The sequence below is a fragment of the Glycomyces sp. L485 genome (genome assembly GCF_022548875.1).
Taxonomy (GTDB): Bacteria; Actinomycetota; Actinomycetes; order Mycobacteriales; family Micromonosporaceae; genus Glycomyces.
Genome location: NZ_JAKZEW010000020.1, coordinates 64,949 through 75,939 on the forward strand (window position 1 = coordinate 64,949; position 10,991 = coordinate 75,939).

The 10,991-nt window shown below is 67.9% G+C and carries 11 protein-coding genes; 7 read left to right on the forward strand and 4 right to left on the reverse strand.

Features of this window, described 5'->3' with window-relative positions; all coding sequences use genetic code 11:
• Positions 1 to 56 precede the first annotated feature (56 nt).
• Entirely contained in the window at positions 57 to 356 is a 300-nt protein-coding gene (locus tag L0U85_RS11910; RefSeq protein WP_347177428.1) for a ferredoxin, read from the forward strand.
• Between the two features lie 15 nt (positions 357 to 371).
• Here L0U85_RS11910 and L0U85_RS11915 read toward each other — a convergent pair whose 3' ends face one another.
• From L0U85_RS11915 to L0U85_RS11925, 3 genes are read right to left on the reverse strand one after another with little or no spacing between them, the layout of a single operon-like run.
• Positions 372 to 1,259: a tRNA (adenine-N1)-methyltransferase gene (locus L0U85_RS11915; protein ID WP_241377981.1), complete on the reverse strand. Its 888-nt coding sequence runs from the start codon at positions 1,257 to 1,259 to the stop codon at positions 372 to 374.
• 34 nt (positions 1,260 to 1,293) lie between these two features.
• Positions 1,294 to 2,394, reverse strand: coding sequence for a M50 family metallopeptidase (locus tag L0U85_RS11920; RefSeq protein WP_241377982.1), 1,101 nt, complete (start codon positions 2,392 to 2,394; stop codon positions 1,294 to 1,296).
• Between the two features lie 32 nt (positions 2,395 to 2,426).
• A complete protein-coding gene (locus L0U85_RS11925) occupies positions 2,427 to 3,185 on the reverse strand; it encodes a class I SAM-dependent methyltransferase (protein WP_241377983.1) in 759 nt (252 codons plus the stop codon).
• Between the two features lie 84 nt (positions 3,186 to 3,269).
• Between L0U85_RS11925 and L0U85_RS11930 the strand changes: the two genes are divergently transcribed.
• The 5 genes from L0U85_RS11930 (at position 3,270) to L0U85_RS11950 (ending at position 9,602) form a co-directional block, all read left to right on the forward strand.
• On the forward strand, positions 3,270 to 4,100 hold the full coding sequence (locus L0U85_RS11930) for a RecB family exonuclease (RefSeq protein WP_241377984.1): 831 nt from the start codon (positions 3,270 to 3,272) through the stop codon (positions 4,098 to 4,100).
• 64 nt (positions 4,101 to 4,164) lie between these two features.
• The gene (locus L0U85_RS21320) at positions 4,165 to 5,400 is read left to right on the forward strand and encodes a sensor histidine kinase (RefSeq protein ID WP_241377985.1); all 1,236 of its coding nucleotides are present in this window, start codon (positions 4,165 to 4,167) and stop codon (positions 5,398 to 5,400) included.
• Entirely contained in the window at positions 5,397 to 6,068 is a 672-nt protein-coding gene (locus tag L0U85_RS11940) for a response regulator transcription factor (RefSeq protein ID WP_241377986.1), read from the forward strand. The genes L0U85_RS21320 and L0U85_RS11940 overlap by 4 nt, the downstream gene beginning before the upstream one ends.
• Positions 6,069 to 6,284: 216 nt before the next feature.
• Positions 6,285 to 7,061, forward strand: coding sequence for an ABC transporter ATP-binding protein (locus tag L0U85_RS11945; RefSeq protein WP_241377987.1), 777 nt, complete (start codon positions 6,285 to 6,287; stop codon positions 7,059 to 7,061).
• Between the two features lie 27 nt (positions 7,062 to 7,088).
• Positions 7,089 to 9,602, forward strand: coding sequence for an FtsX-like permease family protein (locus L0U85_RS11950; protein ID WP_241377988.1), 2,514 nt, complete (start codon positions 7,089 to 7,091; stop codon positions 9,600 to 9,602).
• A 429-nt stretch (positions 9,603 to 10,031) separates the two neighbouring features.
• Here the strand turns inward: L0U85_RS11950 and L0U85_RS11955 are convergent, their stop codons facing one another.
• The gene (locus L0U85_RS11955) at positions 10,032 to 10,520 is read right to left on the reverse strand and encodes a carboxymuconolactone decarboxylase family protein (protein WP_241377989.1); all 489 of its coding nucleotides are present in this window, start codon (positions 10,518 to 10,520) and stop codon (positions 10,032 to 10,034) included.
• Positions 10,521 to 10,661: 141 nt separating this feature from the next.
• Here L0U85_RS11955 and L0U85_RS11960 point away from each other — a divergent pair, with 141 nt between their 5' ends.
• Positions 10,662 to 10,808, forward strand: coding sequence for a hypothetical protein (locus tag L0U85_RS11960; RefSeq protein ID WP_241377990.1), 147 nt, complete (start codon positions 10,662 to 10,664; stop codon positions 10,806 to 10,808).
• The last annotated feature ends 183 nt before the right edge of the window (positions 10,809 to 10,991 follow it).

The window sequence follows — 10,991 nt, forward strand, 5'->3', positions numbered from 1 at the left end:
ACGCCAATAGTAAGACTCGACACCGACATTGCGCTACATTCTCGGCTGCAATTAATCTGGGGGACATGGCTGAGGAACGTGAACTCGAAGTGTCGATCGACCAGGACGCCTGCACAGGGGATGGATTGTGCGTCCAGTACGCCCCCGATGTGTTCGAGTTCGACATCGACGGCCTCGCCTACGTGAAGAACGCAGACGGCGACCTGTTGACTACGGAGGGTTCGCAAACGCGAGTCCCCGAGCGCCTGCGTCTGGACATTGTGAACGCGGCTCATGACTGCCCCGGAGAGTGCATCTACGTCCGCGGCAGCGCCGACAAGGCGCCCGTCGCCGGGCCCGGGGCCGACGCCGATTAGGACGGTCTTGCGTTGTCAGGAATCCGACTCGGATACCTCGGCCGCCTGCGCGATCCGGGCGTTGCGCTCGCGCAGGGCCTGCTGGCCCTTCGACGGCTTGTACTTCCGCGTCGGCGCGACAGTGCCCGGCGCGAGCTTCCTGGCGGTGACGAGGAACGCGGTGTGGGCGACCATGCGGTGATCCGGGCGCACCGCCAAACCCTCCAGGTGCCAACCGCGCAACATCGTCTCCCACGCCTCCGGTTCGGTGAAGGTCCGGCGCCCCCGCAGAGCCTCGACCAGCTCGGACATCTGCGTCGTGGTGGCGACGTAGCCGATGAAGACGCCGCCGGGCCGCAGGATCCGGTCAACAGTGTCCAGGGCGTCCCAAGGACTGAGCATGTCGAGGACGACGCGGTCGACCGGTTCCAGGTCGGCCTCGGCGACGTCGCCGACCGTCAGCGTCCAGTTGTCGGGCGCCTTGCCGTACCACCCGGCGACGTTCTGACGGGCGATCTCGGCGAAGTCCTCGCGCAGCTCCCAGGAGTGGACGTGGCCCTCCGGCCCGACCGAGCGCAGCAGCCAGTTGGTGAGCGCGCCCGAGCCGGCACCGGCCTCGACTACGCGCGCGCCGGGGTAGATGTCTCCGAAGGTGAGAATCTGGGCGATGTCCTTGGGATAGATGACCTGCGCCCCGCGCCGCATCGACAGCCCGTAGTCAGGCAGGAGCGGGCGCAGCGCCAGGTAGGCCGTGCCGCCCGAGGAGGTCACGGTGACGCCGTCGGGCCGGCCGATGAGGTCGTCGTGCAGGATTTGGCCGCGGTGGGTGTGGAAGACGCCACCTTCGGCGAGGGTGATGGTGGCCTTGCGGCCTTTCGCGTCGGTCAACTGGACGCGGTCGCCCGCCTTGAGCTCGTCTGACACGGTCGTGTTCTCCTTCGGATAGGCCCGAAGCATCTTAGCGGAGGGCGCGGACGACGTCGGCGGTGTAGAGCAGCCCTGTCAGACGGCCCTCCTCGACCACGAAGTACTCCTCGGCGCGGCTGCGCCCGATCGCGTCGACCAGGGCCTGGCCCCGCAGTCCCGCCTCGATGCCGGGGATCGGCCCGGCCGAGCGCAGCAGTCCGTCCAGGGGCATGGACGCGACCTGGTCGGAGGGGACGGCCTCGGCCGCGACACGGTCCAGGATCCCGACGGGCCGTTCGGCGACGGCCACGACCTCGCGGCCGTCGGCGGCGGCCAGAGCCTCGCCGAGGGTGGCCGAGGCCGGTACGACCGCGACGGCGCGGGCCAGCGCGGCGGCGTCCAGACCGTTGATCTTGGGTCCCATGCTCCCGGCCTTGATCGCGGAGGTGGCCCCTCGCCACAGTTCGAAGGCGACCAGGGCGAGCAGGATGAGGCCGAACCAGCTGAACCATCGGTTGGCGAACAGCCACAGTCCGCCTCCGGCGGTGCCGAGGGCGACCAGCCGCCCGGCCCAGCCGGCGAGGCGGTATCCGGTCCACCGATCGCCGGTGGCGGCCCAGATGCCGGCCTGGACGGCCTTGCCGCCGTCGAGCGGCAGTCCGGGCAGGAGGTTGTAGACGGCGACGAGGAGGTTCGCGACGCACACCTGGAAGGACAGCTGCCAGGGGAGCGAGCCGGGATCGGTCACGGCGAGGCCCGCCAGTCCGGCTGCCCCGAGGAAGGCCGAGACGGCCGGTCCGGCCAGTGCGATCGCAGCGGCGGTGCCGGGCCGGGCTGCCTCGCGGTCCATCTCGGTGAAGCCGCCGAGTGCGTCGAGGTTGATCTGGCGCACCCCGATGCCGGCGCGCAGGCTCACCAGGGCGTGGCCGAGTTCGTGGAGGAACACGGAGACGAGCAGGGTGACGGCGAACAGTGCGGCGACGAGGTAGGAGGTGCCGTCGCCGATGCCGGGGACGGAGCGGCGCACTATCGGGGCGTAGACGGCGACGACCATGGCGGCCAGGAGCAGCCAGGTGTAGCCGAGGACTACCGGGATCCCCCGGACTCGGCACAGGGTGAATCCGGAACGGCGGAACGGCATCACTGTCGACATCGGCGGCAATGCTACGCGTCGTGCTCGGGCCGTCAGTTCGGGCGCGCTCTGAAGGCGTAGGTCGCGTACGGCATCGCGAAGGCGCCGCGTCCGGCGAGTCGGGGGTGGTTCGCGACCAGGTCCTCGACGCCGGCGGTGATCTCGCGTCTGCGCCCCGGGTCGGCGGTGAGGTAGACCGAGCGGGATTGGACGAGGCGGAGGAGGCCGGGTCCGTCGAAGGTCTTCTCGTGCCGGAAGATCCGGACTTCGGGGTCGGCGAAGTGCGGGCCGAAGAATCCGGGTTCGGCGGCGGCTTGTGCGGTGCGTTCGCCTTTGGAGGCCCCGATGATGCCCGTGAGCGCCGCGACCCAGTCGACAGTCTCGTCGCGGGTGTTCCAGATGGGGGCGAGGACGCCGCCGTCTCGAAGGACGCGGCGGATCTCGGGGAGGGCGCGTTCGCGATCGAACCAGTGGAAGGCCTGGCCGGCCGTGACGGCGTCGGCCGAGGCGTCGGAGATAGGGAGGTCTTCGGCGCTCCCTTGGAGGCCGGCGGCGAGGCCAGGGCCGGCGGCGGTGAGGGTCCCGAGCATCTCGGCGTCGGGTTCGACGGCGGTGACACGGTGGCCCCGGGCCATGAGGCCGCGGGTGAGCAGGCCGGTGCCGGCGCCGACGTCGATGACGTCGAGCCGATCGTCACCGAGCATCCAGCCGAGGGCTTCGGCGGGATAGGCGGGGCGGGTGGCGTTGTAGAGCTCGGCGGCCTGTCCGAACGACAGGGCCTGCTCGGGGGAGGGTGTCGCGTCGGTGCTCATGATTAAACAGTACACCCGTTATGTTTTCTTGGCGACGGTCGGGCGGCCTCGTGTTCGCGAGCGCGGACGTCATAGGCTTAGAGGATGCCGCAGGCCACCCGTCCGACCCAGTTGTCACCCTCGCGCGCCCTCGACTTCCAGCAGTGCCCGCTGCTGTATCGGCTCCGCGCGGTCGACCGACTGCCCGAGCCGTCCTCGAAGGCGCAGGTCCAGGGGACGCTCGTCCACTCTGTGCTGGAGCGCCTCTACGAGGTCGAGGCGGGCAGGCGCACCCCCGAGGAGGCGCTGGCACTGATCGAGCCCGAGTGGGCAAGGCTCCAGGCAGGCGAGGACGTCTCCGAACTGTTCAACGGCCTCGACGACGAGTCGGCGTGGCTGCGCGGCGTGCGCCGCCTGGTCGAGACCTACTTCAGCATGGAGGACCCGACGAGGCTGGAGCCGTACCGGACCGAGTGCCTTGTGACGACCACGCTCGACGACGGCACCCGGCTCAAGGGCTTCATCGACCGCGCCGACGTCAACGGCGACGGCCTGGTGCGCCTGGTCGACTACAAGACCGGACGCCGCCCGCCCGAGCGGTTCTGCGAGAAGCCGATCTTCCAGATGAAGTTCTATGCGCTCGTGTGGTGGCGCACCCGCGGGACGGTCCCGAAGCTGCTGCGGCTCATGTACCTCGGGGACGGGCAGTTCCTCGACTACTCCCCCACCCTCGCCGAGCTGGAGAGCTTCGAGAAGGGGCTGAAGGCACTGTGGGCGACGATGCGCGAGGCGATCGCCACCGGCCGGTTCCGCGCTCAGAAGTCGAAGCTGTGCGACTGGTGCGCGCACCAGCAGCGGTGCCCCGAGTTCGGGGGCGAGCCGCCGAGCTATCCGCTGCCGACGGTCCTGCCCGGCCTGGAGATGCCTCCTACCTGAGACGGAGACGGGAGTCGTTCTCGCGTTCGATGAGTTCGGTCAGCCCGACCGCTACGGTTGGAACGTGCAAGCCGCCGAACGCCTCAGAAGCCTCCGATGTTGGTTCCACGAGCGCCCGTTCCTTTCCGACACTCTCTTCGCGGCCGCCATGGCGGTCATGTACCAGGGCTTCTATCTGGCCTCGGTCCAAATCACCCCCGACATCGGCTTCTCGTGGGCGGACGCCGGCATGCTCCTGGTCCCGTTCACCTCGATCTGCCTGCGCCGCAAATGGTTCTGGGGCGCCGTCGGACTGTCGCTCACCATTCTGATCGTCGCGGTCACCGTCGAGCCGCTCCGGACCCTCGGCGCCGACAGCGGCATCGGCTTCTTCGTCCTGACCTACACGGCCGCGGTCTATCGGACGCTGCCTCGCGCGCTCATCGCGAGCGCGGTGATCTGGCTTCCGGTGGCGGGCGTCGTCTACTTCCTGGGGCTCGGCGAGGGCGACCACCTCACCGGCACAGTCCTCGTACTGATCAACCTGGTGCTCGCGGCGACGGTGTTCTGGATCGGCTGGGTGATGCGCAACCGTCGCGAGAAGGTCGAGGAGCTGTCCGACCGTGCCCGGATCGCCGAGCAGAGCCAGGAGGCTCTGGCCGCGCAGGCCGTGGCCGACGAGCAGCGGCGCATCGCCCGGGAGCTGCACGACGTGGTGGCCCACCACATCTCGGTCATCGGCGTCATGTCCGAGGGCGCCAAGCGGGTGCTGCGCACCGATCCGGACACCGCCGAGGAAGCGCTGACGACGGTCAACCAGACCGCCCGCACCGCCCTGCGGGAGATGCGCGACATCCTCACCGTCCTGCGCCAGGGCCAGGAGGATCCGGGCAACGCCGACCTGGAACCGCAGCCGACGGTCGACTCGCTGCGCGCGCTGGTGGCCCAGACCAAGGAGGCGGGGTTGCCGGTGCGCTACAACGTACGCGGCGCGGAATACCCGTTGCCGACCGGCGTGAGCCTCGCGGTCTACCGGATCGTGCAGGAGGCGCTGACCAATACGATCAAGCACGCCGGCCCGAAGGCGAAGGCCGGCGTCGTGGTCGACTACGGTGAACTGCAGTTCAGCGTGTCCATAGGCGACTCCGGTCGTGGGGCTCCGGTCATGACCGGCTTCAGCGGCGGCCACGGCCTCATCGGCATGAGGGAGCGCGCGACGCTGTACGGCGGCACGCTCCAGGCCGGGCCGCAGTCCGGCGGAGGCTACCTCGTCGAGGCCCGGTTCCCCAAGAACGCCCACCTCCAGGGAGTGAAGCGATGAGCGAGCGTCCGATCCGGCTGCTGCTGGCCGACGACCAGCAGTTGCTGCGCGCCGGATTCAAGATGGTACTCGGCGCCGAGCCCGACATCGACATCGTCGGCGAGGCCTCAGACGGCTTCGAGGCGTTCGACCTGACCAGGAGGCTCGTGCCCGACGTCGTCCTCATGGACATCCGCATGCCGCGCCGCGACGGAGTTGCCGCCACCTCCGACATCGTCGAGGCGTCATTCAAGGCCAGAGTACTGGTATTGACTACATTCGACCTCGACGAATACGTCGTCGGCGCACTGCACGCCGGCGCCGCCGGCTTCCTCACCAAGGACGCCCCCGCAGCCGATCTGGTCGAGGCGATCCGCACCGTCCACCGAGGAGGAGCCGTGGTGGCCCCGCACATCCTCTCGACGCTGCTGGGCCGCTTCGCCGAACACCACCGGCCGGAGAACGCAAAGGCCCCCGCGCTGCTGAAGACGCTCACCGCCAGGGAGCGGGAAGTACTCATGCTGCTGGCCAAGGGCCTGACGAACGCCGAGATCGCCGACTCCCTCACCGTCGGCGAGACCACCGTGAAGACCCACGTCGGGCACCTGCTCACCAAGTTGGGTGTGCGCGACCGGGTCCAAGCGGTCGTCCTCGCTTACGAGAGCGGCCTGGTCACACCCGGCAGGTAAGTAGTACTCGGGTACCGCCTCCTACACCTCAAGTCGGATGCCAAGACCGTCCTCAAAGCGGATGCGTCCCCGCCGAACCTCCCATAGGGTCGAACCATGATCAAGGAAGTACCGCGATGCTAATTGACATCATGTATGATGTCATAATCTGATGCATCGATGTCATTCAACTTCAATTTTCGGAACACCGCCACCATCACCGAAAGAGAGCGCGTCGTGTCCACCGCATCCCCTGTAAAGACCGCCGCCGTCGCAGCCGAAGGCCTCTGGAAGGCCTACGGCTCCGGTGAAGCACAGGTCGTCGCCCTGCGCGACGTCTCGGTCGAATTCTCCTCGGGCGCCTTCACCGCCATCATGGGCCCTTCGGGCTCGGGCAAGTCCACCCTCATGCACTGCCTCGCCGGACTCGACACCACCGACCGCGGCACGGTCAGCGTCGGTGACACGACCATCACCGGCCTCGGCGACAAGGCACTCACCAAGCTCCGCCGAGACAAGATCGGCTTCATCTTCCAGCAGTTCAACCTCCTGCCGACATTGACGGCCGAAGAGAACATCACCCTCCCCGCCGCCATCGCCGGCACCAAGGCCGACCCCGACTGGATCAAGCGCATCATCCACACCCTCGACCTGGCCGACCGACTCGACCACAAACCGACCGAGCTGTCCGGCGGCCAGCAGCAGCGCGTCGCCTGCGCCCGCGCCCTCGCCTCCCGCCCCGAGGTCGTCTTCGCCGACGAACCCACCGGCAACCTCGACACCCGCTCGGGAGCCGAGGTCCTCAAGTTCCTGCGCACCTCTGTCGACGAGTTCGACCAGACCATCGTCATGGTCACCCACGACCCGAACGCCGCGGCCTACGCCGACCGGGTCATCTTCCTCGCCGACGGCCAGGTCGTCGAGGAGATGAACGAGCCGACCGCCGACGCCATCATCGACAAGATGAAGCACTTCGAAGAGCTCGTCGCCGCGGCCGAAAGCAAGGTTGCCTGACCCATGTTGCGTGCCACTCTCAAAGGAATGGCCAGTCGCAAAGCCCGACTTGCCCTCACCAGCATCGCCGTACTGCTCGGGACCATGTTCGTCGCCGCGGCCATGATCCTCACCTCCACCATGGACAACTCCGTGCGCGGCGCGATCGCCGACGGCTACTCCAGTGTCGACGCCGTCGTCACCTCGAACGAGGCCGAAACGGACTGGTCGACCGGCCAGGGCACCACCGGAACGGTCCCGGCCGAGATGATCGGCCGAGTCGAATCGGCCCCCGGCGTCACCGACGTCGGGCCGGCAGTCGAAGGCCAGGTCAACGCCATCGGCGCCGACGGCAAGCTCGTCGGCGCCTTCGCCCCGAGCATCGGCTTCAACTGGGAGTCCCTCGACGCCCAGGACGGCTACATAGAGATGCGGGAGGGCGGCGAACCGACCGCGGACGACGAAGTCGCCGTCTCCGGCAAGTTCATCACCGACTCCGGTCTCGAACTCGGCGACACCGTCACCGTCTACTCCTACACCGCCGATCGGGCCGACTACACCATCGTCGGCGTCTACGGCCTCTCCGGCGACCGGGACTCCCTCGCGGGCGAGACGCAGGTCGGATTCACCACCGCCGAAGCCCAGCGGCTGATGACCGAGGGCGAGGACGTCTACACGACCGTCTACGTCGCAGGCGACGTCGACACCGGCGAACTCTCCGAGGCCCTCGGATCGGACTACCGGGTCCAGACCGGCGACGAGGCCAGCGAGGAGGCCGCCGAGGGCTTCGCCGTCGTCGCCGACTTCATGGGCTACATCTTCCTCGGCTTCGGCCTGGTCGCCGTGTTCGTCTCGGTCTTCCTGATCATCAACACCTTCACCATCATCGTCGCTCAGCGCCAAAGGGAACTCGCCTTGCTGCGCGCCATCGGCGCCGGTCGCGGCCAGGTGGTCAGGTCGGTCTTGGCCGAGGCGCTCGTCATCGGCGTGATCGCCTCCATCATCGGCCTCGGCCTCGGAGTCCTGCTCGGCTGGGGCCTGTCGCAACTGGTCAGCTCCAGCCTCTTCGACGGCCTGCCGGTCGAGCTGCTGGTCCCGCCGACCACGCTGTGGGCACTGGCCGTCGGCATCGGCGTCACCCTCCTCTCCGCACTCGTCCCCGCGACCAAAGCCTCCGGCGTCCCGCCGGTGGCGGCGATGCGCGCGGCGGTCAATCCGCCCAAGCCGTTGCGCACCATCACCATCGCCGGCGCGATCGTGTTCGCAGCGGGAGCGGTCCTGCTCGTGCTCGGCCTGACCGACAACCTCGGCGGCAACACACTGACGGGCATGCTCACCGGCATCGGGATCGCGTTCGTTGGCATCACCATGCTCACTCCGATCATCTCCCGCCCGCTCGTGGCCGGACTCGGCGCGATCATGTCGTGGTCGTTCTCCGGCAAGCTCGGCAAGCTGAACGCCGGCCGCAACCCGCGGCGCACCGCCATCACCGCCTCGGCGCTCATGATCGCCGTCGCGCTCATCACCGGTATCGCGTCGCTGGTCTCCAGCATCAAGGCCACCACTTCCGAAGTACTGGACCTGAACCTCAACTCGGACCTGATCGTCAGCGGCGCCCAAGGCGGGGCCAACCTCCCGTCGTTCTCGCGCCAGACCCTCGCCGAGCTGCGGGGACTGCCGGATGTGGACCAGGTCGGGGACGTCTACATCGACTTCTTCGGCACCCAGGTCGACGGGCAGGACGCGCCGCTCTCCTCAAGCGAGGATTTGGGAGCCAGCCTCGAGGTGTTCGGCGGCACCGTCTCCGAGGGCTCGGTCGAGGATCTGAGCGCCGACGGCGTCGTCATCGACGAGGACACCGCGGACGACCGCGGACTCGGCCTCGGCGACACGGTCGAGGCCACCTTCGGCGACGGCGCCTCCGAGACGCTGAGAGTCGAGGCGATCCTGGACGGCTACGAGCTCACCGACGGGTTCTGGGTCGCGCCCGAGCAGATCGAGCACTTCACCCTGCCGAAGCCGATGCAGGCCTACATCGACGTCGCCGAAGGCGCGGACGTGGCGGCGGTCCAAGAGCAGGTCCGCGACCTCCTCGCCGACGAGCCCGAGGTCGGCGTAGCCAACAACGCCGAATTCGTCGAACAGCAGACCAGCCAGCTCGACTTCATCCTCATCAGCGTCCAGATCCTGCTCATGCTCGCGATCATCATCGCGATCATCGGCGTGGTCAACACCCTCGTCCTGTCGGTCCTCGAACGCACCAGGGAATTGGGCCTGCTCAGGGCCGTCGGCATGACCCGCGGCCAGGCCAGGCTCATGATCACCATCGAGAGCGTCATCATCTGCATGTTCGGCGCGGTGCTCGGCATCGCCGTCGGCATCGGCCTGGGCTGGACGGTCCAGCAGGCGCTCGAATCAGAGGGCCTGACGCAGTTCGCGCTGCCGTGGCTCCTGATCGTGGTCTACCTGATCGCCGCCGTGGTAGTGGGCCTACTCGCCGCCATCGCCCCCGCAGCCCGCGCAGCGAAGCTCAACGTCCTGGGGGCCATCGCCTACGAATAGCTTCACTCTCAAAGGAAACCGGAAAGGAGGGGGTGGCGCCGAGCGCCTCCCCCTCCCCCGCTTCATCGACGCGACGGTGCCTCCGCCGCACCGACCCTGCTCATCGTCGGCTGCCTCGCCGCGGCGGTCCCGGCGGGACCGATGGCGGCCATCGCCCCGGCGATTCGCGCCTCCAAGGTCTACATCCTCAGCGCGATCGCCTTCGAATACGCCTTACCCACAGGAAACCGGGAAAACCAGGGGGCGGCCGATGCCGGCCACCCCCTTCGCCGTCAGATCAGCTGGCAGGTTTCACCGATCCGACCTTCTTCAGGTTCGCCATGTCCTCCAGTAGGAGACCGGAGGACACCGAACTCGGAGAATTTTAGTCCAGTTCTGGAGTTCTACGTCGCGAAACGTCGCAAATGCCGTGTACTCGGGATCGCGCTGTCACGAGAGGCCCTCATCGACCCGCACGTCGAGCGCCCGCAGGATTCGGGCCAGGGCGATATAGGTCGCCCCGGCCACGGTCAATTCCGTTTGCTGAACCGGATCGAAGTGCGCCGCAAGCAGATCCGACTGGAATGCAGCGCCGGTGCCGAGATGCTCGGCGTACTGGAGCACGGCCCGTTCGGCATCACCGAAGCAATCTGCTGAGCGCCATTCGGCGAGCCGATCCAGTTGCTCGCCGCTCACCCCCGCTGCGATCGCCATGGGCAGGTGATGGGCGAGTTCGTATGCAGAGCCTTCGATCTGGGCGAGCCGGCAGATGAGCAGCTCCCGCGAGGCCCGAGAAACCGAGGCCTCGTAACGAACGGCGTGGATGAGATCGAGCATCGGCCCCAGCAGTCGGGGAGCATGAGAGAGCGCCCGATGCAGGTTGATGGGTTCTCGCCCGACGGCGGCCAACCGCCGCTCGGCCGATTCCGGAATGGGCACCTCGGGGAGCCGCGAGACTGAACCAGTGTACACTAATGTGACCTGCCTAACTTGTGATGCGCATTACGAGCTATGAATCGATGTGCGAGAATGTGAGTGAGGGCAACCCCGTCCCACCGAGCCTGCAATGGAGGAGGCCAAATGAGCACGTTCTTCAGTGTCGTTGGAGCTGTCGGAGTCGCGTTCCTACTCGTCAGCGTGTCGGTGATCGCGTTCCTGGTGGCGGGAGCCATCTTCGGCGTCGGAGCCGGGATTTACAAGCTCAGGGACGTCCTGTCCACCTCCTGAGCCTATAGACGCAGACGGGCGGGTCCGCAACCTTTCAGTTGCGGACCCGCCCGAATACAATGCGCTGACAGCCTAACCGCGCACGGCACGGCCGGCTCTTGCCATCTCCGACTACCAACCGCCTCGCGACCGGTACCGCTCGCCGGTTTCCGGGCACGCGAAAACCCCCGCCACAAGGGCGGG

Excerpts from the sequence above, each read along its gene's own strand:
- L0U85_RS11940 (WP_241377986.1), top strand. The coding sequence starts at position 5,397 with ATGAGCGAGCGTCCGATCCGGCTGCTGCTGGCCGACGACCAGCAGTTG.
- L0U85_RS11960 (WP_241377990.1), top strand. The coding sequence starts at position 10,662 with ATGAGCACGTTCTTCAGTGTCGTTGGAGCTGTCGGAGTCGCGTTCCTA.
- L0U85_RS11930 (WP_241377984.1), top strand. The coding sequence starts at position 3,270 with ATGCCGCAGGCCACCCGTCCGACCCAGTTGTCACCCTCGCGCGCCCTC.
- L0U85_RS11920 (WP_241377982.1), bottom strand. The coding sequence starts at position 2,394 with ATGTCGACAGTGATGCCGTTCCGCCGTTCCGGATTCACCCTGTGCCGA.
- L0U85_RS11925 (WP_241377983.1), bottom strand. The coding sequence starts at position 3,185 with ATGAGCACCGACGCGACACCCTCCCCCGAGCAGGCCCTGTCGTTCGGA.
- L0U85_RS11950 (WP_241377988.1), top strand. The coding sequence starts at position 7,089 with ATGGCCAGTCGCAAAGCCCGACTTGCCCTCACCAGCATCGCCGTACTG.